The sequence below is a fragment of the Variovorax sp. J31P179 genome (assembly GCF_030316985.1).
Taxonomy (GTDB): Bacteria; Pseudomonadota; Gammaproteobacteria; order Burkholderiales; family Burkholderiaceae_C; genus Variovorax; species Variovorax ginsengisoli_B.
The window spans coordinates 214,512-235,740 of sequence record NZ_JASZYL010000006.1 but is presented as its reverse complement, the minus strand read 5'-3'; the positions used below and the strand labels follow the sequence as shown (position 1 = coordinate 235,740).

Here is a 21,229-nt window from a genome sequence, read left to right as displayed (position 1 = left end):
AGATCCGCAGGGAAGAGTCGTGGACTTTGCCGGGCGGATCGTCGCCTGGCAGGCCAGCCACGGCCGCAGCGAACTGCCGTGGCAGAACACCAGTGACCCCTATCGCGTCTGGCTGTCCGAGGTGATGCTGCAGCAGACCCAGGTGAGCACCGTGCTCGGCTACTTCGCGCGCTTTCTCGACCGGTTTCCGGACGTGGCCGCGCTCGCCGCGGGCACCGAGGACGAGGTGTTCGGACTCTGGAGCGGGCTCGGCTACTACAGCCGCGCGCGCAACATGCACCGCTGCGCGCAGGAGGTGGTCTCGCGCTTCGGCGGCGAATTCCCGCGCAACGCGGCCGAGTTGCAGAGCCTGCCGGGCATCGGCCGCTCCACCGCCGCGGCCATCGCGGCCTTTTGCTTCGGCGAGCGGGTTGCGATCCTCGACGGCAATGTCAAGCGGGTGCTCACGCGGCTGCTGGCCTTCGACGGCGACCTGTCGTCGGCTGCCCAGGAGCGACTGCTGTGGAACGAGGCCACCGGGCTGCTGCCGCCGGCCGAGGATCGAAAGGCCATCGCCCGCTACACCCAGGGGCTGATGGACCTGGGCGCCACCGTCTGCCTGCCGCGCAAGCCGAGCTGCATGATCTGCCCGGTGAGCGACCTGTGCGCGGCGCGCAAGCAGGGTGCGCCCGAGCGCTACCCGGTCAAGACCCGCAAGCTGCGGCGCAGCGCGCAGTCGCTCTGGATGCTGCTGGCGCACGACGCCGATGGGCGCGTGTGGCTGGAAAAGCGGCCCCCGCGCGGGATCTGGGCCGGCCTCTACAGCCTGCCGGTGTTCGACAGCCGCGAGGCGCTGTTGGAGACGCTGGGTGCCCGGGACCGCGCCGGCGCCCGCGACGAACCGGCCTTCGTGCATGTGCTGACTCACAAGGACCTGCATCTGCATCCGGTCGCCGTCGAGAGCCGCGGCGTGCGGCCGCTGGCGGACACGGGCGGCTGGTTCGCGGGCGCCGAGTGGCGCGGCCTGGGGCTTCCGGCGCCGGTGCGCAAGCTGCTGGGCAGCGAGCCCGGCTGAGGCTGGACGCTCAGGCCCCGTCGAGTTCGCGATGGCGCTTGAGCGCCGCCCAGCGTTCGCCGAAGCCGCGCGCCAGCTGCTCGACCAGGAACACCGACCGGTGCTGGCCGCCGGTGCAGCCGATCGCCACCGTGACGTAGCTGCGATGGTCGCGCGCCAGGGCATCGAGCCAGCGCTGCAGGAACTGCTCGATGTCGCCGTACATGCGCGCCACGTCCTCGTGCTCGCGCAGCCACTCGATCACGGGCGTGTCGCGCCCGGTCAGGGCGCGCAGGGCCGGCACGTAGTGCGGATTGGGCAGCATGCGGACGTCGAACACGTAGTCGGCATCGAGCGGCACGCCGCGCTTGAAGGCGAAGGACTCGAACACCAGGGTCAGCGCGCTGTCGGGCGCCGAGATCAGCGCCTTGACGTAGCTCTGGAGCTGCGGCGGCCGGATGATGCTGGTGTCGACGACGTCGGCGCCGTCTCGCAGGTCGGCGAGCAGCTCGCGTTCGAGCTCGATCGCCTGCATCAACACGCGCTGCTGCTCGGGCATGTCGGTGCGGCCTTCCTGGCGCGACAGCGGATGGCGGCGCCGCGTTTCGGAATAGCGGCGCACCAGCGCATCGGTGGTGGCGTCGAGGAACAGCGAGCGCAGCGAAACGCCCTGCTGGCGCAGCGCCTCCAGCTGCTGCGGCACCAGCGGCAGCGAGACGCCGCTGCGCACGTCCATCGCGATCGCCACCTTGGTGGCCTGCTGCTGCTGCTGCAGCGCGATGAAGGGCGACAGCAATTCGGGCGGCAGGTTGTCGACGCAGTAGTAGCCGGCGTCCTCGAGCGCGTGCAGCGCGACGGACTTGCCGGAACCGGACATCCCGGTGATGAGGACCAGTTCGAGGTTCATGATGCCGCGGCCTCCGTCTTCTGGCCCAGCATCTCGCGCGCATGGGCGAGCGAGGTGCGCGAGACGCGTTCGCCGCCGAGCATCCGTGCGACTTCCTGGGCCCGGCCTTCGGCGTCGAGCACCGCGACGCTGCTTTCGGTGCGTGCGGCGGCCTGACCCTTGGCGGCGGTCTGCCGCTTGGCCACCACGAGATGGTGGTCGGCGCAGGCCGCCACTTGCGGCAGGTGGGTCACGGCCAGGACCTGGCGGTCGCGGCCGAGCTGCTTCATGAGCCGGCCGACGGTCTCGGCCACCGCACCGCCGACGCCGGCATCGACCTCGTCGAAGATCAGGGTCTGGGCGGCACCGAGTTCGCTGGTCGTGACCGCGATGGCCAGGGCGATGCGCGACAGCTCGCCGCCGGACGCCACCTTGCCGATCGAGCGCGGCGTGCTGCCGGCATGGCCGCTGACCAGGAAGGCGATCTCCTCGAGGCCGGCGCGGCCGGGTTGCGCCAGGGGCTGCAGCGCGACCTCGAAGCGGCCGCCCTTCATGCCGAGCTCCTGCATCGCCTGCGTGACCGCCTGCGAGAGCTTCGGCGCCGCCTGCTTGCGGGCCTTGGCCAGTGCCTTGGCCTCTTTCAGGTAGGCCTGCTGCGCCGCTTGCTCGGTGCGCTCCAGCGTGTCGAGGTCGCTTTGCGCATCGAGGGCCTTCAGTTCGGCCTGCCAGCCCGCCAGCAGGGCCGGCAGCTCGGCCGGCGGACGCCGGTAGCGGCGCGCCAGCGACATCCAGCTGCCCATGCGCTCGTCCAGTTCGGCCAGCCGCTCGGGATCGGTGTCGGCCTGGCGCAGGTAGCTGTGCAGCGAATGCGCGGCATCCGAGGCCTGCGCCACGCTCGAGGCCAGCACTTCGCCCAGCGCCTTGAATTCGGGCTCGATGTGCTCGCAGTTCTGCAGCAGCGCGACGGCGCGGCTCAGGGCCGCCAGGGCGCCGCTGTCGTCGTCCTCGAGGGCGCTGGCGGCGCCTTCGGCGGCATCGATCAGGGCCTGGGCATTCGAGATCCGGGTGTGGCTGGCCGACAGCTCTTCCCATTCGTCCTCGCCCGGCGCCAGCTTGGCGACCTCGGCGACCTGCCACTGGAGGCGCTCGCGCTCGCGCTGCAGCGAATCCTGGGCCGAACGGGCGGTTTCGAGCGCGCCGATCGCCTGCCGCCAGGCCTGCCAGGCGCTGTCGAGCGCACCGGTGTCGACGCCGGCATAGGCATCCAGCAGGCCGCGCACGGCCTCGGGGCGGGTCAGGCTCTGCCAGGCGTGCTGGCCATGGATGTCCAGCAGCCGGTCGCCGAGCTCCCGCAGCTGGGTGGCCGTTGCCGGGCTGCCGTTGATCCAGCCGCGGCTGCGGCCCTGCAGGTCGACCGTGCGGCGCAATAGCAGGGCGTCGCCGGCCTCGAAGCCGCCTTCGTCCAGCCAGCCGGCCAGGTCCGGGTCGGCGTCGAACTCGGCGCTGACGTCCAGCCGTTCGGCACCCTCGCGCACCGCGCCGGCATCGGCCCGGTTGCCGAGCGCCAGCTGCAGCGCATCGATGAGGATCGACTTGCCGGCACCGGTCTCGCCGGTGAGCACCGTGAATCCGGCCGAGAAATCGAGTTCGAGGGCCCGCACGATCACGAAGTCCCGCAGCGCAATGCGCCTCAACGCCATCTCAAGATCCCCCTTCGTTCCAATGCAGTTTCTTGCGCAAGGTATCGAAATAGCTCCAGCCCTTGGGGTGCAGGAAGCGCACCCGGTAGTCGGAGCGGCGCACCATCACCTGGTCGCCGATGGCCAGCGAGGCCAGCGACTGCATGTCGAAATTGGCGCTCGCATCGCGACCGCCCACCAGTTCCATCGTGACCTCGTCGGCGTCGGGCAGCAGCAGCGGGCGGTTCGACAGCGTGTGCGGCGCGATCGGCACCAGCACCCAGCCGCGCACCGCCGGATGCAGCAGCGGCCCGCCGGCCGAGAGCGCATAGGCGGTCGAGCCCGTGGGCGTCGAGATGATCATGCCGTCGGCGCGCTGGTTGGCGACGAAATGGCGGCCGACCGTGACCCGCAGCTCGACCATGCCCGAGGTGGCGCCGCGGTTGACCACCACGTCGTTCATGGCCAGGGTGTCGAACACCGACTGGCCGTCGCGGATCACCTTGGCCTGCATCAGGGTGCGCAGGTCTTCCTCGTACTCGCCGGCCAGCATCGGGATCAGCGTCGCCTGGTAGTTGTCGAGCGAGATGTCGGTGATGAAGCCGAGGCGGCCGCGGTTGATGCCGATCAGCGGCACGTCGTGCGGCGCCAGCTGGCGGCCGATGCCCAGCATCGTGCCGTCGCCGCCGACCACCAGGCCCAGGTCGCATTGCTGGCCGATCTCCTCGACCGTCAGCGCCGGGTAGGGGCCGGTTTCGACCGGCTGGGTCTGCGACTTCTCGACGAACACCTTGCAGCCCTGCGATTCGAGGAAGGTGCCGATGCCTTCCATCACGTCGTCGTGCGCGCCGCACTGCGCCCGGGCGCCGGAGGCCTGGTATTTACCGATCAGTGCGACATGCCGAAAGCGGGAGCTCATTCACAAATTACAACATTAAAATCATTCGATGCTGGACGACCGTGCCAAGTTGCTGTTGAAGACTCTCGTCGAGCGCTATATCGCCGACGGGCAGCCGGTCGGCTCGCGCACGCTTTCCCGTGCGCCGGGCCTGGATCTGTCGCCGGCGACGATCCGCAACGTGATGTCCGACCTCGAGGTGCTGGGGCTGATCGCAAGCCCCCACACGTCGGCGGGTCGGATCCCGACCGCGCGCGGCTACCGCCTCTTCGTCGACACCATGCTGACCGCCGAGCGCGAGCAGTTCGCGTCGGCGCCGAGCCTGGCCGCCGACCAGCCGCAGAAGGTGATCGCCAATGCGGCCCACCTGCTGTCGAACCTGTCGCAGTTCGTGGGTGTCGTGATGGCGCCGCGGCGGGCCTCGGTGTTCCGGCAGATCGAGTTCCTGCGGCTGTCGGACCGCCGGCTGCTGGTGATCATCGTGGCGCCCGACGGCGACGTCCAGAACCGGGTCATCTTCCCCGAGGTCGACTACACGCAGTCGCAGCTGGTCGAGGCCGCGAACTACATCAACGCCCATTTCGCCGGGCTGTCGATCGAGCAGGTGCGCGACCGTCTGCAGTCCGAGGTCGAGCAGCTGCGCGGCGAGATCGCGGCGCTGATGCAGGCCGCGGTGCAGGTCAGCTCCGAAGTCATGACCGAGGCCCAGGACGAAGTCGTCATCGCCGGCGAGCGCAACCTGCTGGCGGTCACCGATTTCTCCAGCGACATGGGCCACCTGCGGCGCGCCTTCGAGCTGTTCGAGCAGAAGACGCAGCTGATGCGCCTGCTCGATGTCTCGAGCCAGGCCGAGGGGGTGCGCATCTTCATCGGCGGCGAAAGCCAGGTCGTGCCCTTCGACGACCTGTCGATCGTCAGCGCGAACTACGAGGTCGATGGCCAGGTGGTCGGCACGCTGGGCGTGATCGGCCCGACCCGGATGCCGTACGAGCGAATGATCCAGATCGTCGACATCACGTCGAAGCTGGTCACCAACGCGCTGAGCCACCGCAAGTAGGGAAGGGCGCCGGGCCCACTAGAATCCCTGGCGCGTGGGCCGTTAGCTCAGTTGGTTAGAGCAGCGGACTCATAATCCGTTGGTCCCTGGTTCAAGCCCAGGACGGCCTACCACCCGACTCCTCGCGACGCATGGGTTAGACTCCGTGCGCGATCGAGAGTCTTCGCAGACTCGGTCTTCCCCGGTGACAGCCCGGGACGAACCGTCCGCATGTCGTTGAGCTTCATTCCGGCTTCTGGCTGGAAAGGTAGCTGAAATGCATGCTATAATCGCAAGCTGTGCGGCTGTAGCTCAGTTGGATAGAGTACTTGGCTACGAACCAAGGGGTCGTGGGTTCAATTCCTGCCAGCCGCACCAACTCTCAGTAAGCCCCTGATTTTGTTAAAGAAATCAGGGGCTTTCCTGTTTCACGCAGCACCCTCATCCAAAGGGTGCATCCGTACAGAATCTCTTTCGCTATTGTCATCCCCTCGGTGGGCGGCGCTCCATGGCCACAGGAATTCTGCCCGCGCAGGTTCTGGCTGCCAGAGAAGCGCAGCGGGCCAACGTGCGCCCCAAGACACCCGCGGCGGCAGATACGCATCTCAAGCTCGCGGAGGTCGACGACGAAGTTCTCCGCCGGTTTAGAACCGAAGCGCTCTCCACGTTCCTTGCATGCGAGAACCACGCCCGCATCAAGTATTCGACGCGCTCTATGAAAGAACCGATCGCAGCGGTGACTGCGGCGGGTGACAACTGGCCGATCATGAGCAAGCCGCGCATCGTCGCTCAGATGGCGGCGCTGCGTGCCGGTGACTTTGCGCACGAAGTGCCATGAAATGGTATTGCTCGCCTCCAAGGCGGTGACTCAAGCATTAAGAATGTGAACTTCCGTATTGTTTCTTGAGCGCGATCGGTTATAACCGCCGCTACCGAATTAACGTCTCGATACGTTTCTCGTCGAAACTGCTCGCGCAGTCACTTCCATATGCCCATTGGGTTCTTTCAATGCTGACCTTCATCGTGCCTGTACGACATCCGCAAAATGCGCGGGACTGGTCGCGTGTCAAACAGGTACTCAAACAAACGGCCACCTCAATCGCTGGTCAGGAGTCAGATGAGTGGCGCGCGGTCGTGGTCGCAAATACTGGCTCGGACTTGCCGCCTTTGCCGCCGCGATTCAGCGTGGCTTGGGTCGATTTCCCGCCAAATCCGGCGCATGACGTGAATGTTCCGACACCGGAGGACAAGTTCGAAATATTCAGGTACGACAAGGGCCAGCGCGTCGCAGCGGGCTTGGTACACGCCCCCGATAGTGACTACTACATGGTGGTTGATGACGACGATTTCGTGTCCTCGCGCTTGGCAGGGTTCGCTGCGCGCCATCCAGATGAACACGGGTGGTATATCGGAAACGGTTATTGCTGGTCGGAAGGGAGCCAGTGGACTTTCGCCCACCCGACGCTCCACAAGGCCTGCGGTACGACCCACATCTTGCATCGGGACTTGATGAAGATTCCACTGTCGGTGGCTGATGCGCCACGGCCACATGTGCGCTGGTTAGGACAACACGGTCAAACTACGGAAGATCTCGTCGCTGCGGGGACACCGCTCCAACTCTTGCCGTTCCCTGGATCCGTGTATCGCATCGGGCACGGCAACGCTCACAGCTTGTCGCGTTCCATCTGGCGAACATTCATTTTGCGCAAGAATGTGCTGATGCGACCCTACTTGCTGGTTCGCAATTCGCTACGCCTGAAACGCCTGACACCAGCGTTGATCCGCGAATTCGGAATGGGCGAAGCAGTTGGCAAGAGCCGTTGACCTGAAGTATGGATTGTGGCGGAGTCGTCGGGCTGTTGATGTGTTGATGTCGCCGGGGGTGGCCATCGTGAAGTCCGGATAAGTTTGGGGTGCGACCCACCAAACCTGTCCATAAAGGAAATCACAATGACCAACATGGCATCAGCCGAGCTGGCCGAGAAGTGAGCGGACGTCGACGTGCTGCGCCAGATGGTTCGGTTCATGGCTCAGCGCCTGATGGAGCTCGATGTCGAAGGCCGCTGCGGCGCGGCCTACGATGAGAAGAATCCCGCCGAGCGCCTCAACAGCCGCAACGGCTACCGCGAGCGCACCCGTCGCGGCGGCGACGTCGGGGGACGGTCAGGTTGTTGTGGGATGGGGAGACACCCCCGATGGTGAAGTCGCGTATCTTCACTCGCGGGTCGCCACCCGCCGACTCCCTGCCCCTCGACCCTTTGCCATCCGCCTGCCATCCGACGACACTGCGCAGCACGTCGTGCGCGACAGCCATGATGAATTCGAGGAGAGCATCCGAATGCGCATCGTCAACGACAGCGAGCACTGCCGCCGCTGGTGGGTTGGCTCCCGGGCCGGCGACGCCGTCCAGCGGGCGCTCGACGCCAACGCCGATGGCGCCATCACCCTCGGCGATTTCGTCGCCTGGGCCGTCTACATCTTCCATCTCCCCGCCTACACGGGAATGATCATCGTCGACAGCTTTCCGCTGGTGGCGCAGTTCTTTGCCGTCGACTGCAGGACCGGGTTCGGCTGGGGCGGAACGCTCTTCAGCCTCGTCGCCTGGGCCCTGCTGGCCACCAGCGTCGCAACGCCATCGAAGGCCACCGACGCCAGGATCCGGAACCAGCCCTGAATTTGCTGCTTTCGGAGGCACCGTGTCGCAGGCCCCGCCAGGCAACGATCTCGACCGAAGTCGGCACGGTTTTCCCCAGCATTGTCCCCAGGAATAAGGGAAAACCCGGGACTGGCCGATATGCCATCGCGGCCCGGCCGGACGGCTTATGGGCCACGCCAGGTGCTGCGGCCAGAATCAGCGGATGGAGTCGATGAGCGATGAAGAACTCGCCGCAGCGGCGTATGTGCAGCGAAAGCGGGCGGAGCTTGGCGATCCCGATGCCTTGAAGGCGGCGCATCGCCTGGAGGCGGAGTTGCGAAGGCGGCTCGGGTCGACGCCGTCGGGCCACGGGCCGCTCGAGCCGGAGGTCCGGCCGGCACGGCCCTGGTGGCGCTTCTGGTAGGCGATGCCTGCGCTCTTCGTTTGCCTTGGCAACTCGGCCGGTTGGCGGCAGACTGCGCATCCCAATTTCCGACCGGGAGTGGCACGCGATGTTCTCGCATGTCTTCGTGAGCGTGAGCGATTTCGAGCGCGCCCTGGGCTTCTATGGTCCGCTCATGGAGAGCCTCGGTGTCGCGATGCGCTTCTGCGAGCGCGAGCGGCCCTGGGCCGGCTGGCATGCCGCGGGTGGCGTGCGGCCCTTCTTCGTGATTTGCAAGCCGCACGACGGCCGACCGCATGCGCCCGGCAATGGCCAGATGGTGGCCTTCGCCGCCGCCGACCGGGCGAGGGTGCGCACCTCCCACGCGATCGCGCTCGCCCATGGCGGCCGTTGCGAAGGCCCGCCCGGCCTGAGGCCCGAGTACCACCCTCACTACTACGGCGCCTACTTCCGCGATCCCGACGGCAACAAGTTCTGCGTTGCCTGCCACGACCCCGAGCCCGGGGCGCCCGGCAGCGCCTGATCCGGTCAGTGCAGCGTCGACCAGCCGCAGAAGACGAGCAGCACCACGGCGGCGAAGAGGTCGGAAACCATCGCCAGGTTTTCCTTGGCGTTGCGGTGCCGCTGCAGGGCGTGGTTGATGCCGGCCAGGCCATAGAAGAGGCCGCCCACCAGCGCCGCCGGAACGACCCAGCCGGCGAAGAACAGGCTCAGCGTGCCGACGACGCCGATCGCGAGGTTGCCGAAGCCCAGCTCGCGCACCAGCAGCAGCGCATCGTCGCCCTTGATGCCGAGGATGGTCTCGGCGGTGTAGCGCGGCTGAAGGATCTGCCGAATGCCGGCCAGCAGAAGCCGCAGGCCGACGGCCCAGAACACGTACCACTTGCCGATCAGCATGATGCCGAGGGGCGCATGTCCCGCGCTGGCCTCGATCGCGATCGAGAGCAGCGGAAACACCAGCATCAAGCCCGCGACGCTGAAGAAGTACATGGCGCCTCAGTGTGAATCCGCGCCGGACGCGGGCGCCGGATAGCGCACCGCCAGCACCTCGACCTCGTGCACGCCGCCAGGGGTCGCGAGCTTGACCACGTCGCCTTCCCTGGCCTTGAGCAGCGCCCGTGCGATCGGCGAGATCCAGCTGACCTGGGCCTCGGCGCTGTTCGCTTCGTCGATGCCCAGGATGGTCACTTCGCGCTCGTCGCCGCTTTCGTCGGCGTAGCGCACGGTCGCCCCGAAGAAGACCTGGTCGCGGCCATGGTGCACCGAGGGATCGGTGACTTCGGCCACTTCGAGCCGTTTGGTGAGGAAGCGGATCCGCCGATCGATCTCGCGCAACCGCTTCTTGCCGTAGAGATAGTCGCCGTTCTCCGAGCGGTCGCCGTTCTTGGCCGCCCAGTGCACGGCCTCGACCACCTTCGGTCGCTCGTTGTCCATGAGATCGAGCAGTTCGGTGCGCAGGCGCGCATAGCCGGCCGGCGTCATGTAGTTCTTGCCGCCCGCGGGCAGCGGCGGCAACGCGGCGCCACCGTCATCGTCGTCGCTGTCGGTGTCGCTCTCCTTCGTGAATGCCTTGCTCATGGGCCGAAGGTTGTATCACAGCCAAAATCTCGACCCACGCACCCGGGCGAGGTGCGTGCGTCAGGATGCCAATGGATACAAAAGATACCGGCGTTCGAACCCATGTCGGCGTCGGGCGAGCGCTCAGCCGGTCTGGGTCTGCGCTTCGGACGGGGTGTCGAAAGCCTGCTGTTGCACCTGATCGGGCCCCGTCGCGAGGGCGGCCCGTTTGCCGAACCCGCCGGGCACGATGCCGCGGACCAGGTGCCTCGGCAGGCGGTGCGACTTCTGCAGCAGAGCCAGGGCCTCGCTGCGTGCGGGCTCGGATGCCGGCAGGAACATTTGCAATGAGCTCATCGTGATCGCCCCATCGAGCGCCAGGATTCGGAACCGGCCCCTGGCTTGGCCGAGGGCGGATTATGGGCGTCTCGGGCGCGGCCGTCACAGGGCGTCCACCCCGGCTGTAGTGTTGATGGTTGCCGCCCGTTACAGATGGGCAGGCCGGCCCTTCAACGGGGTGCCGGCCCCGCGCCCGCGGCGGCGTCGCGGCGCACAATCTCCTCCACCAGGGCGTTGAACTGCCGCGTCATCACCCGGCGCATCACCGCTCTCCCGACCACCGGCGGCAGCGGGAATTCGGGTTCCAGCAGGCCGGCATAGGAGAGCCGCACCTCGCCGCTGGCGAGCACTTCCAGGGCGTAGCGGCCCTCCATCTGACGGAGATTGCCGCTCACCGCGCGGGCGACGATGTGCTGCCGCGGCGACTCGACGACCTCCAGCCGGACGGCGACCGCCTGCTGGAAGAAAAGAAAGCCGAAGTGGCCGGCCTGGTCGACCAGCAGCCGGTCGCCGTCGCGCCGCACCACCCGCGAACTCTGCATGTCCGGGATGAATTCGGCCAGGTGGTCGTAGTCTGAGATCACGCTCCATGCCGTGCGCGGGTCCACCTGCATGTCGGCGAACGCGGTGACCACGACCCCTTCGCCCTGGCTGGCGGACTCGATGCGCACCTGCTGCGCCTCGGCCGCCGTCCAGGTGCACGGCGTGCAGCCCAGTGCGACGAGCGAGGCGGCGTTTCGTCGGTTCATGGCGACGGCGCGGTCGCCAGGATGCTGAAGCGCAGGCTCAGCCGATCCTGCACCTGGATGGCGCCGCCCAGGATCGAGAAGGGCGCGATGCCGAAATCGGACTGGTTGAACTCCAGGGTGCCGGCGACGCTGATCTCGCCGGGGCTGCGGGCGACCGGGGCCGGCACGGTGAAGCTGCGGCGCACGCCGTGCAGCATGATCGCGACGGCCAGCGGCCCATCCGGTACGGGCCGGTCGACGCGGAGGGTCGCGAAGGGGAAGCGCTGCACCTCGAGCACCTTGTCGAGCATGTTGGAGCGGGTGCCGGCGATGTCGGACTCGCTGGGCTGGGTGTCCAGGCCCGCCTCGGCCCGCAGCGCCGGCTCGTCGACCGTGAGTTCGGCCAGCGGGATGAAGAGGTCGGCACGGCCTTCGCGCGGCGCGACATAGCCCTGCACGGCGCGGCTGGCGACGATGTGGTCGTGGCCGAGATGGCCCAGCGATCCGCCGCGCCGCACGGTGATGGCAACCAGCGACCGCGCGCTGTCGATGCGATAGACCGCCTCGCCCCGCGCGTAGTGCTCGGCGGGAAAGCCCTCGGGCACGGCGCCCTTCGCGGCCGCGGCCGGCGGCGCGGTTTCGCGCACCAGCGGCGCGCAGGCGGCGACCGCCAGTACGGCCGCGACGGCCCCCGCGGCCAGCCATGCGATGCCCGCGGTGCGCGGCGCGGCCACTTCAGCGGGCCTCGCGCAATTGAACGTGGAACTTCACGTTCACGTCGGCGCCGATGACGCTGGTCGCCGCCCACTCGCCGGTCCCGATTCCGAACAGGCTGCGCTTGACGCTGAACTCGCCGTCCAGCGTCGCGCCGCCGGCCGCCGCGGTCCAGGCGAGCGGCACCTCGAGCGGCTGCGTCACGCCCTTGAGCGCCAGCGTGCCGCGCGCGATGAAGCGCCCGGCTGGCGAGCCCGCCGGCGCGCGCCGGATCTCGGTGGCGTGGAATTCGGCCACGGGATGGTGGGCGACATCGAACCACTCGGCGCCGGCGATCGCCTTGTTGATGTCCGCGCTTGCCATGTCGGCGCTCGCGATCCGGATCGTGACGTCGAGGCGCCCGCCCGCCGGGCTGTCGCCGTCGAGCCCCAGGCGGACGTCGAAATCCTTGAAGACGCCCGGCGCCGGCGTCTTCTCGAACTGGGCGGCGAATTCGAGCCGGCTGCCGGCGGGCTCCATCTTCCAGTCGGCCGCCCGGGCGGGCTGGAGCGCGGCGAAGGCCAGCGCCAGGACGATCGAGCCGGCGATCGGGTTCATGTGCGAGCGGTCCTGGCGGGCAGCATCCGGGTCAGCACGTCGTCGCGCTTCGCGAAGTGGTGGCGCAGCGCCGCGGCGATGTGCAGCACCAGCAGCGCGACGAGGGCGATGCCGAGCGCGAGGTGAACGGCCGCGGCGAGCTCGGCGGTGTGCCGGTCGGGCGCGACGATGGCCGGCAGCGGGAGGCGCCAGAAAATGCGGAACGGGACGCCGGCGGCGGCACTGACGATCCAGCCGCTCAGCGGCAGGGCCAGCATCAGGCCGTAGAGCAGCGCATGGCTGGCGTGCGCGGCCGCGCGTTCCCAGGCCGGCATGCCGGGCGGCAGCGCCGGAGCGCGGGTCGCCAGGCGGTTCAGCAGGCGCAGAACGACCAGCGCCAGGATCAGCATGCCGACCGATTTGTGCCAGACGAAGAGATCGAGCTTGGTGGGCGACAGCCGCCAGCTGGCCGCCAGCCAGCCGAGCACGAACTGCAGCAGGATCAGCGCGGCGACGCTCCAGTGGAAGGACTTGGCCGCGGGGCTCCAGGCCAGGGCGGGGGAGCTTCCTGGTCGCGCCATGCGTGCAACCCGTTGGAGGCGCTGGTCCGGCGGGGCGTCGAAGCCGCCGGCCTCAGGGCGCGGGCACCATGCGGGCCGCCGCGAGCACCGACGGGGTGCGCCGCGCCGCGCGCAGCACGGCATCGAGATGGTTGCGGTCGCGCACCGCGATCACGAAGCGCAGGTCGGTCGAATCCTGCGGCGTCTCGTCGGCCATCTCGACGTGCGTGATGTCGGCTTCGGCGTCGGCCAGCGTCGCCGCCACCCGTGCCAGCACGCCCTTGTCGTTGCGCACCGTGACCACGACGCCGGTCTCGAAGGTGCGCACCGGCTCGTCGGCCCACTCGACCGCGAAGAAGCGCTCGCTGTCCTTGTAGCGCAGCCGCTGGCCGACGCCGCATTCCTCGGTGTGGACCACCAGGCCCTCGCCGTGGCCCAGGTAGCCGACGATCGCATCGCCCGGGATCGGCCGGCAACAGAGCGCAAAACGCACCGAGGAGTTCTCGCTGCCGTCGAGCGTGACCGCCCCCTGCGAGACCGCTTCATGCGCCGTGAAGCGCTCGCGGCTCAGCATCAGGGCATCGGGCTTCTCGCCGCGCTCGGCCAGGAGCGCCATCAGCCGCTTGGCGACGATGCTCGCGATCCGCTTGCCCAGGCCGATGTCGGTCAGCAGTTCGGAGCGGGTGCGGTTGCCGGTGAAGCGCAGCAGCTTCTCCCACAGCGCCTGGTGCTCGGCGTCGTCGTCGGGCAGCTTGCCGAGGCCTTCGGCGCGCAGCGCCTGCGCCAGCAGCTTCTCGCCCAGGCCCTCGGATTCGGCATGCGCCAGCGTCTTCAGGTAGTGGCGGATCTTGGAGCGGGCGCGGCCGGTGCGCACGAAGCCGAGCCAGGCCGGATTGGGCGTGGACACCGGCGCCGTGATGATCTCGACCACGTCGCCGTTCTTGAGCTCGGTGCGCAGCGGGACCTGGTCGCCGTTGATGCGGGCGGCCGAGGTGTGGTCGCCGATGTTGCTGTGGATCGCGTAGGCGAAATCGACCACGGTGGCGCCGCGCGGCAGCGCCATGATCTGGCTCTTGGGCGTGAAGACGTAGACCGCGTCGGGGAACAGGTCGACCTTGACGTGGTCCCAGAATTCGGCGGCGTCGCGGGTCTCGTCCTGGATGTCGAGCAGCGACTGCAGCCACTTGGCGCCGAGCCGCTCGCTGGTGGCCGCGGCCGGCTCCTGCGCCTTGTAGAGCCAATGCGCCGCCACGCCCGACTCGGCCACCACGTGCATCGCCTCGGTTCGCAGCTGGAACTCGACGTTGACGCCCGACGGGCCCACCAGCGTGGTGTGCAGGGACTGGTAGCCGTTGAGCTTGGCGATCGCGATGTGGTCCTTGAACTTGCCAGGCAGCGGCTTGTACATCTGGTGCAGGATGCCCAGGCCGGTGTAGCAGGCGATCACGGTCGGCACAATCAGCCGGAAGCCGTAGATGTCGGTCACCTGGGCGAAGCTCAGGTGCTTTTCGTCCATCTTGCGGTAGATGGAATAGAGCGTCTTCTCGCGCCCGGCGATGCGCACGCTCATGCCGGCGGCGGCAAAAGAGGTCTCGACCTCCTGCTGCACCTTCTGGATCAGGTCGCGGCGCCGTCCGCGGGCCTTCGCCACCGCCTTGGACAGCACCGAGTAGCGCCATGGCCGGAGGTGGCGGAACGACAGGTCCTGCAGCTCGCGGTAGGTCTGGTTCAGGCCCAGCCGGTGGGCGATCGGGGCGTAGATCTCGAGCGTCTCGCGCGAGATGCGGGCCCACTTCTCGCGCGGCGCATCGTCCAGCGTGCGCATGTTGTGGGTGCGGTCGGCCAGCTTGACCAGGATCACCCGGACGTCGCGCGCCATGGCGAGCAGCATCTTGCGGAAGGACTCGGCCTGGTTTTCCTCGCGGGTGTTGAAGCGCAGCTTGTCGAGCTTGGTCAGGCCGTCGACCAGCTCGGCCACCGGGGCGCCGAAGCGCTCGATCAGCTCGGACTTGGTGACGCCGCAGTCTTCGATCGCATCGTGCAGCAGGGCCGCCATCAGCGCCTGGGCGTCCAGCTTCCATTCGGCGCATTGCGCCGCCACGGCGATCGGGTGGGTGATGTAGGGCTCGCCGCTGTTGCGCAGTTGCCCCAGGTGGGCCTCGTCGGCGAAGCGGTAGGCGCGGCGGACCAGGTCGATGTCCTCGGCGCCGAGATAGTCGAGGCGGTCGGTCAGGGCGGCGAAACTGGCGGCGGCCGCATTCAGCGCCGCGGGACTCGGCCGCAGGACAGGGGATGCCCCGGTCAGGGGCTTGACGACCGCGCTCATGGGTACCACTTTAGCGTGGCCGCCGAATCGTCGCATTCAGCCACAAAAAAAGCACCGCGTACGGTGCTTCCTTGTTGCATGTGAGCATCAACTTCTCAGCCGGGGACCTTCTTGAGCATCTCGAGGCCGATCTTGCCTTCGGCGATTTCGCGCAGCGCGGTCACGGCCGGCTTGTTCTTGCTTTCGATCTTGGGCGCATGGCCCTGGCTCAGCATGCGCGCGCGGTAGGTGGCGGCCAGCACGAGCTGGAAGCGGTTCGGGATGTGAACGAGGCAATCTTCGACGGTGATGCGGGCCATGAGGATCTTTCGGTGCGGACTTTGGGGTCGTTTCAGGGGATGTTCAGCGCGGCGAAGGTGTCGGCGCGTGCGCGGCGCTGTGCGGAGTAGCGCAGCCGCTGAGCGTGGACGATCGCTTTCAGGTCGAAAAGTGCGCGCTCAAATACCTCGTTGATTATAACGAAGTCGAATTCGGATGCACGCGCCATCTCTTCGGCGGCATTCTGGAGCCGCAATTCGATGATCGAGGCGCTGTCCTCGCCGCGCCGTTCGAGTCGCGAGCGCAGTTCTTCCCAGCTCGGCGGCAGGATGAAGATCATCACCGCGTTGGCGAAGGTCTTGCGGATCTGCAGCGCGCCCTGGAAGTCGATCTCGAGGATCACGTCGGCGCCCTGGGCGATGCGTTCCTCGATGGCCTTCTTGGAGGTGCCGTAGCGCTGGCCGTGCACATGCGCCCATTCGACGAAGGCGTCGGCCTCGACCATGGCGTCGAATTCGGGGTGGGAGGCGAAGAAGTACTCGCGGCCGTGCTTCTCCTGGCCGCGCGGCGGGCGGGTGGTGTGGGAGACCGAGGGCTGGACGGCCGAGTCGAGCTCCATCAGCGCCTTGACCAGGCTCGATTTGCCGGCGCCGCTGGGCGCTGCGACCACGAAGATGTTGCCGGGGTAGTCCATGGATTCTTTGTTCGATGCCCAGCCGGCCCAGGCGCGAAGCCGTCCGAAGCGGGCGTCAGCGGCTGGATGCGGGGGTGTCGTCGCGTTGGCGGGAACCCGGTAGTTTATCAGCCGGGGTCGCCGGGGCCGGCGGCCGGTAGCCCGGCGCCAGCAGCGCGTTGGCCGCGCCGTAGAGCACCAGCGGGTCGCGCAGGCCGAGTGCGTACTCCGGGCCGCGCAGGCTGAGGTCGGGCGAGCAGTCGACGTTCCAGCGCCGCAGCATGTAGCCGGCGTTGGCGGCCCGCACCCGGATGCGCAGCACCCCGTCGGGCATGTCGTAGTCGCGCCGGATGACGTCGGGGCGGGGGTGTGAGGGGTGCGGCAGCAGTTCGAGCTCGACGATCCGGCTCCACTGGACATCGTGCTCGGCGCTTTCCCGGGGGCCGACCGCGCTGTCGGCGAGCACCATCGGCGACTCGATCCGGGTCAGCACGAAATCCCGGAACTCGGCCGACTTGCGGTCGAAGGCACGGACGTGCCAGCGCACGCCTGAATCGACCAGGGCGAAAGGGACCAGTTCGCGCTCGCCCGGCGGGCCCGACAGCGAGTGGTAGACCAGCCGCACGGCCTTGCCGCAGTGGATGGCGCGGGTCACGGGCGCCAGCACGTCCATGCGGGGCCGGCTGAGCGCGGTCGGAATCTCGCAGCGCAGCAGCGGCGACAGGTCTTCGGCCGCGCCCTGGCCGAAGCCCTGCGACAGGGCGCTCAACACGCGCTGGGGCGCGTGCTCGAACAGCGGCCTGAACGTGGCGCTCGGCAGGTAGAGCTTGCGGGTGCCGTCGAAGTCGAGGTTGCCGGGGGCGGCCTCGCGGTACTGCGCGATGTCGCGGGTGGCCCCAGCCGGGCCCATGCCGAAGCGGGCGACCAGGTCGGAGCGCCGCAGCTCACCCAGGAAATAGAGCCGGAAGTCGATGTACGACAGGCGTTCGAGCTGGGCGCGGGGAATCGGCGGCATGGCCGGATGGTAACCTGATCGTCACCATAAAACATCAAAAAGCTGATTTGATGTGATCAAAATGATGATGTAATAGCGAAAAGGGACTCCGCACCATGACTCGCTTCCTGCATACCGCCGATTGGCAGATCGGCCGCCAGTTCGCCACCTTCGACCCCGAGCACGCACCGATCCTCGCCGAAGCCCGCATCGCCGCGGTCGAGCGGCTGGCGTTGCTGGCCACCGGGCACCAGGTCGATGCCGTGCTGGTGGCCGGCGACGTCTTCGACGCCCAGACCGTGTCGGAGCGCACCCTGCGCCGCCTGTTCAACGCGCTGGCGGGCTATGCCGGGCCGTGGCTCATGATCCCCGGCAACCACGACGCCGCCCTGGCCGAGAGCGTCTGGACCCGCGCCCAGCGGCTGGGCGTGGTGCCGCCCAACGCCCATCTGCTGCTGGCGCCCGAGCTGCGGCTGTTCGAGGCGCAGGGCTTCGCGGTGCTGCCGGCGCCACTGACGCAGCGTCACACCTACAACGACCTCACGGCCTGGTTCGACGCCGCCGAGACGCCGGCCGGCCTGCTGCGCATCGGCCTGGGCCACGGCAGCGTGCAGGGCATCCTGGCCGAAGGCATCGATTCGGCCAATCCGCTGGCGCCGGACCGCGCCGCCAGCGCCAGGCTCGACTACCTGGCGCTGGGCGACTGGCACGGCTGCAAGCGCATCGACGTCCGCACCTGGTATGCCGGCACGCCCGAGCCCGACCGCTTCAAGGCGAACGACGCCGGGCAGGCGCTGCTGGTGGAGATCGCCGCGCCGGGCGCCCTGCCGCAGGTCACGCCGCTGGCGGTCGGCCAGTTCCATTGGCATCTGCTGGCGACCCAGCTGCATGTCGCGAGCGATCTCGACGCCCTGCTGCATGAACTGGCCGGGCTCGGCGCGCAGGACGTGGTCGACCTGCGGGTCCAGGGGCGCATCGACCTGGCGGGCCGGCAGCGGCTGCAGGCCGCGATCGGCAGCGCCGAGGCGCGGGCGCGCCACCTGCAGGCCGACCTGTCGGCCCTGCAGCTGGTGCCGACCGAGGAGGACATCGCCGGCCTGCAGGCCGACGGCTACCTGGGCGAGGTGATCGCCGAGCTGCGCGAGGCCCAGGGCGGCACCGAACCGCAGGCGCGGATCGCCCAGGAGGCGCTGGCCCTGCTGACCACGGCGCTGGTGCAGCGCGCCCCGGCGGTGGCCATCGTCCCGATCGAGGCGGCGGCCGCATGAACCTCCAGATCACCCGGCTGCGCGTCGAGCAGCTGCGGCGCTTTCGCAAGCCGCTGGAACTGCGCGGCTTCGAGCCCGGACTCAACATCCTGACCGCGCCCAACGAGGCCGGCAAGAGCACCTTGGTGCGCGCCATCCGCGCCGCCTTCTTCGAGCGCCACCGCTCCACCGTAGTGGACGACCTGCGCCCCTGGGGCGAAGGCAGCGGGGCGGCTCCGCAGGTCGAGCTGGACTTCGTGCTCGACGGCCAGCCGCACCAGCTGGTCAAGAGCTTCCTCGGCAAGAAGCGCTGCACCCTGCGCATCGGCGTGCGCACGCTGGACGGCACCGAGGCCGAAGACCACTTGGCCCAGCGCTTCGGCTTCGCCTTCGCCAGCAAAGGTGCCAGCAAGCCCGAGCACTGGGGCATTCCGGGCTTGCTCTGGGTGGAGCAGGGCACTGGCCAGGAACTCAGCGTGGACCCCGCGCGCGACCACTTGCACGATGCACTGCAGGGGCAGGTCGGCGCCGCGGCGGGTGCGCTGGCGGCCACCGGTGGCGACGAGCTTCTGGACCGGTTCCGGGCCCAGCGCAACGAGCTGCTGACCAGCACCGGCAAGCCGCGCGCGGCTTACCTCGAGGCCGGAGAGTCGATCGCCGCCTGGCAGTCGCAGGCCGAGGCGCTCGACGTCCAGATCGCCAGCTATCGCCAGCAGGTCGACGCGCTGGCGGCGCTGCGGCTCCAGCATCGGGCCGACGAGGCGGCGCGGCCCTGGGAAACGCTTCGCGAGGCGTTGGGCGACGCCCGGCGGCGCCAGCAGGTCCTGGAAGAGAGCCAGGCCCGGTTGCAGAACGACCGGACCCGGCTGCTGCAACTCGACGGCACGCGCGGGCTGCTCGTCAAGGAGCTCGAAGGGCTGGCACGGCAGAAGTCCGACGCCGCCCAGCGCGAGCAGGCGCTGGCCCAGGCCGCCGAACAGCTGCAGGCGGCGGATGCCGCGGCCGCCACGGCGCGCGCGCACGCCGAATCGGCCCGCTCGCGCGCCCACGCGGCCCGCGAAGCCTCGCGCGTCGCGCGCCAGGAGGACCAGCGCGGCAACCTGCGCCAGCAGGTGGCGCAGGCCCAGGCCGAATTGGCCCGCAGCGAGGACGCGCTGCGGCGGGCCGAGGAGGCGCAGCAGCGCCTGGCCGCGCTGCGCGATGGCGCGGCCGGGGTACCCACCATCGCCAAGGCCCAGGTGCAGCTCCTGATCGAGCTCGACCGAGCCGAACGCGACGCCTCGCTGCGGCGCCAGGCGGTCGCCACCCGGCTGCAGTTCGCGCTGCCCGAGGGTGTGGTCCTCGGCTTGAAGACGCATGCGGGAAGCGGGGAACTGCAAGCCCGCGGTGAACGCCTGCTCGACGCCCCCACCACATTGCGACTTCCCGGCGGCGGCGAGCTGGTCATCACGCCGGGCGGCGACGACCTGGCGCAGCTGGCCCGCAGTCACGACGAGGCGCAGCAGGAACTGCGCGCGGCCTTGCAGGCACAGGGCGTGTCCGACCTCGCCGAAGCGCAGGCGCGGCTCGGCGCGGCGGCCGAGCGGGAGGCCCAGCTGCGGCTGGCCGAGCAGGCGCTGGCCATCGTCGCGCCAAAGGGGCTGGAGCCTCTGCGGGGTGCGCACGCCGTGGCGCAGTCGCGCATCCGCGGCGCGCAGGAGGCGCTGGCACGGCTGCCCGAAGTGCCGTCCGAGGCCGTGCTGCCGGCCGACCAGGCCGAAGCTGCGCAAGACGCGGCGACCGCCACCGAACGAGCGAGCGCCACCGCTCTGGCGCAGGCGCAGCGCCGCCAGGCAGCCGCGCAAAGCCTGCGCGACACCGCGCAGCACGAGCATCTCGCGGCCCAGGCGGCACTCGCCGATCCGGCCCGCACGCAGCGCCAGTCCGAGGCGCAGGCGCAACTGCTGGCCACCGGCGCCGAGCACGCCGCGCTGGCTGCGCGGATCGAGGAAGCCAACGCCCAGGTGCGCGAGGCCCGGCCCGACATCGTGGCCCAGGACATCGACCGCCTGCAGCGCAGCATCGAACAGATGACGCGCGGCCATCAGCAGCGGCGGGAGGACATCCTGCTGCTCGAGAACACGCTGCAGCAGGCCGGTGCCCAGGGGCTGGAAGAGCAGCGCGACACCCTGGCCGGCCGGCTCGGCCAGGCCCGGCGCCGCCACGCCGAATTGCAGCGCCGCGCCGAGGCGCTCGACCTGCTGTGCAGCAAGCTCGACGCCAAGCGCCAGGCCACGCTGGCGCGCCTGCAGGCGCCCTTGCAGGCGCGGCTGCAGCACTACCTGCCGCTGCTGCTGCCGGGGGCCACGGTGCAGATCGACGCCGGCCTCGCCCCGGGCATCCTGGTGCGCTCGCAGGCCGACGGCGCTACCGAATCGGGGCAGGTGCAAGACCTGAGTTTCGGCGCCCGCGAACAGCTCGGCCTGATCAGCCGCTTCGCCTACGCCGACCTGCTGCAGCAGGCTGGCCGGCCGACCTTGCTGATCCTCGACGACGCGCTGGTGCACAGCGACGCGCCGCGCCTGACCCAGATGAAGCGCGTGCTCTTCGACGCCGCGCAGCGCCACCAGGTGCTGCTGTTCACCTGCCACCCGCAGAATTGGCAGGACATGGGCGTGGCGCTCCGCCCGCTGGCCTGACATCTCGCA

General features: G+C 69.1%; 23 protein-coding genes, 2 tRNA genes and 1 pseudogene. 12 read left to right on the top strand and 14 right to left on the bottom strand.

What is annotated here, in order from left to right; all coding sequences use genetic code 11:
• Positions 1-19 precede the first annotated feature (19 nt).
• Positions 20-1,054, top strand: coding sequence for an A/G-specific adenine glycosylase (gene mutY, locus QTI17_RS17535; RefSeq protein ID WP_286534704.1), 1,035 nt, complete (start codon positions 20-22; stop codon positions 1,052-1,054).
• A 10-nt stretch (positions 1,055-1,064) separates the two neighbouring features.
• On the opposite strand, the gene rapZ is transcribed toward mutY, so the two are convergent.
• From rapZ to QTI17_RS17520, 3 genes are read right to left on the bottom strand one after another with little or no spacing between them, the layout of a single operon-like run.
• Positions 1,065-1,940 carry an RNase adapter RapZ gene (rapZ, locus tag QTI17_RS17530; RefSeq protein WP_286534703.1) on the bottom strand — a complete coding sequence of 292 codons (876 nt, stop codon included), beginning with the start codon at positions 1,938-1,940 and terminating at the stop codon, positions 1,065-1,067.
• Entirely contained in the window at positions 1,937-3,619 is a 1,683-nt protein-coding gene (gene recN / locus QTI17_RS17525; protein WP_286534702.1) for a DNA repair protein RecN, read from the bottom strand. The genes rapZ and recN overlap by 4 nt, the downstream gene beginning before the upstream one ends.
• A 1-nt stretch (position 3,620) precedes the next feature.
• Entirely contained in the window at positions 3,621-4,517 is an 897-nt protein-coding gene (locus QTI17_RS17520; protein ID WP_286534701.1) for an NAD kinase, read from the bottom strand.
• Between the two features lie 28 nt (positions 4,518-4,545).
• On the opposite strand from QTI17_RS17520, the gene hrcA reads away from it, so the two are divergent.
• The 9 genes and pseudogenes from hrcA to QTI17_RS17475 all read left to right on the top strand — a co-directional run bounded on the left by hrcA (position 4,546) and on the right by QTI17_RS17475 (position 9,093).
• Positions 4,546-5,553: a heat-inducible transcriptional repressor HrcA gene (hrcA, locus tag QTI17_RS17515; RefSeq protein WP_286525301.1), complete on the top strand. Its 1,008-nt coding sequence runs from the start codon at positions 4,546-4,548 to the stop codon at positions 5,551-5,553.
• 36 nt (positions 5,554-5,589) lie between these two features.
• A tRNA-Ile gene (locus QTI17_RS17510) sits at positions 5,590-5,666 on the top strand.
• 167 nt (positions 5,667-5,833) lie between these two features.
• Positions 5,834-5,910: transfer RNA gene (locus QTI17_RS17505), tRNA-Arg, on the top strand.
• Between the two features lie 130 nt (positions 5,911-6,040).
• Positions 6,041-6,370 carry a hypothetical protein gene (locus QTI17_RS17500; RefSeq protein ID WP_286534700.1) on the top strand — a complete coding sequence of 110 codons (330 nt, stop codon included), beginning with the start codon at positions 6,041-6,043 and terminating at the stop codon, positions 6,368-6,370.
• A 65-nt stretch (positions 6,371-6,435) separates the two neighbouring features.
• Positions 6,436-7,356, top strand: coding sequence for a galactosyl transferase (locus tag QTI17_RS17495; protein WP_286534699.1), 921 nt, complete (start codon positions 6,436-6,438; stop codon positions 7,354-7,356).
• Positions 7,357-7,533: 177 nt separating this feature from the next.
• A pseudogene (locus tag QTI17_RS17490) lies at positions 7,534-7,677 on the top strand (transposase); the annotation flags it as partial.
• A gap of 193 nt (positions 7,678-7,870) precedes the next feature.
• Positions 7,871-8,206, top strand: a complete 336-nt coding sequence (locus QTI17_RS17485) for a hypothetical protein (RefSeq protein WP_286534698.1) — start codon at positions 7,871-7,873, stop codon at positions 8,204-8,206.
• Between the two features lie 193 nt (positions 8,207-8,399).
• Positions 8,400-8,591 (top strand): hypothetical protein, encoded by a 192-nt coding sequence (locus QTI17_RS17480; RefSeq protein ID WP_286525293.1) that lies wholly within the window; start codon positions 8,400-8,402, stop codon positions 8,589-8,591.
• Positions 8,592-8,679: 88 nt separating this feature from the next.
• Positions 8,680-9,093 carry a VOC family protein gene (locus QTI17_RS17475; protein WP_286534697.1) on the top strand — a complete coding sequence of 138 codons (414 nt, stop codon included), beginning with the start codon at positions 8,680-8,682 and terminating at the stop codon, positions 9,091-9,093.
• Between the two features lie 5 nt (positions 9,094-9,098).
• On the opposite strand, the gene QTI17_RS17470 is transcribed toward QTI17_RS17475, so the two are convergent.
• The 11 genes from QTI17_RS17470 to QTI17_RS17420 all read right to left on the bottom strand — a co-directional run bounded on the left by QTI17_RS17470 (position 9,099) and on the right by QTI17_RS17420 (position 17,316).
• Positions 9,099-9,560 (bottom strand): DUF6790 family protein, encoded by a 462-nt coding sequence (locus QTI17_RS17470; protein ID WP_286534696.1) that lies wholly within the window; start codon positions 9,558-9,560, stop codon positions 9,099-9,101.
• A 6-nt stretch (positions 9,561-9,566) separates the two neighbouring features.
• The gene (gene greB / locus QTI17_RS17465) at positions 9,567-10,148 is read right to left on the bottom strand and encodes a transcription elongation factor GreB (protein ID WP_286534695.1); all 582 of its coding nucleotides are present in this window, start codon (positions 10,146-10,148) and stop codon (positions 9,567-9,569) included.
• A 123-nt stretch (positions 10,149-10,271) separates the two neighbouring features.
• Positions 10,272-10,484 (bottom strand): hypothetical protein, encoded by a 213-nt coding sequence (locus QTI17_RS17460; protein WP_286534694.1) that lies wholly within the window; start codon positions 10,482-10,484, stop codon positions 10,272-10,274.
• 152 nt (positions 10,485-10,636) lie between these two features.
• Positions 10,637-11,215, bottom strand: coding sequence for an SRPBCC family protein (locus QTI17_RS17455; RefSeq protein WP_286534693.1), 579 nt, complete (start codon positions 11,213-11,215; stop codon positions 10,637-10,639).
• Entirely contained in the window at positions 11,212-11,928 is a 717-nt protein-coding gene (locus QTI17_RS17450) for a YceI family protein (protein WP_286534692.1), read from the bottom strand. The genes QTI17_RS17455 and QTI17_RS17450 overlap by 4 nt, the downstream gene beginning before the upstream one ends.
• 1 nt (position 11,929) lies before the next feature.
• Entirely contained in the window at positions 11,930-12,505 is a 576-nt protein-coding gene (locus tag QTI17_RS17445) for a YceI family protein (protein WP_286534691.1), read from the bottom strand.
• Positions 12,502-13,065 carry a cytochrome b gene (locus tag QTI17_RS17440; protein ID WP_286534690.1) on the bottom strand — a complete coding sequence of 188 codons (564 nt, stop codon included), beginning with the start codon at positions 13,063-13,065 and terminating at the stop codon, positions 12,502-12,504. The genes QTI17_RS17445 and QTI17_RS17440 overlap by 4 nt, the downstream gene beginning before the upstream one ends.
• 52 nt (positions 13,066-13,117) lie before the next feature.
• Positions 13,118-15,370: a RelA/SpoT family protein gene (locus tag QTI17_RS17435; protein ID WP_286534689.1), complete on the bottom strand. Its 2,253-nt coding sequence runs from the start codon at positions 15,368-15,370 to the stop codon at positions 13,118-13,120.
• 95 nt (positions 15,371-15,465) lie between these two features.
• The gene (gene rpoZ, locus QTI17_RS17430; RefSeq protein ID WP_019656435.1) at positions 15,466-15,669 is read right to left on the bottom strand and encodes a DNA-directed RNA polymerase subunit omega; all 204 of its coding nucleotides are present in this window, start codon (positions 15,667-15,669) and stop codon (positions 15,466-15,468) included.
• Positions 15,670-15,701: 32 nt separating this feature from the next.
• Positions 15,702-16,322: a guanylate kinase gene (gene gmk / locus QTI17_RS17425; RefSeq protein ID WP_286369933.1), complete on the bottom strand. Its 621-nt coding sequence runs from the start codon at positions 16,320-16,322 to the stop codon at positions 15,702-15,704.
• 55 nt (positions 16,323-16,377) lie between these two features.
• Positions 16,378-17,316: a WYL domain-containing protein gene (locus tag QTI17_RS17420; RefSeq protein WP_286534688.1), complete on the bottom strand. Its 939-nt coding sequence runs from the start codon at positions 17,314-17,316 to the stop codon at positions 16,378-16,380.
• 95 nt (positions 17,317-17,411) lie between these two features.
• On the opposite strand from QTI17_RS17420, the gene QTI17_RS17415 reads away from it, so the two are divergent.
• Both QTI17_RS17415 and QTI17_RS17410 read left to right on the top strand, forming a co-directional pair.
• Positions 17,412-18,563 (top strand): metallophosphoesterase family protein, encoded by a 1,152-nt coding sequence (locus QTI17_RS17415; protein WP_286534687.1) that lies wholly within the window; start codon positions 17,412-17,414, stop codon positions 18,561-18,563.
• A complete protein-coding gene (locus tag QTI17_RS17410) occupies positions 18,560-21,220 on the top strand; it encodes an AAA family ATPase (protein WP_286534686.1) in 2,661 nt (886 codons plus the stop codon). The genes QTI17_RS17415 and QTI17_RS17410 overlap by 4 nt, the downstream gene beginning before the upstream one ends.
• The last annotated feature ends 9 nt before the right edge of the window (positions 21,221-21,229 follow it).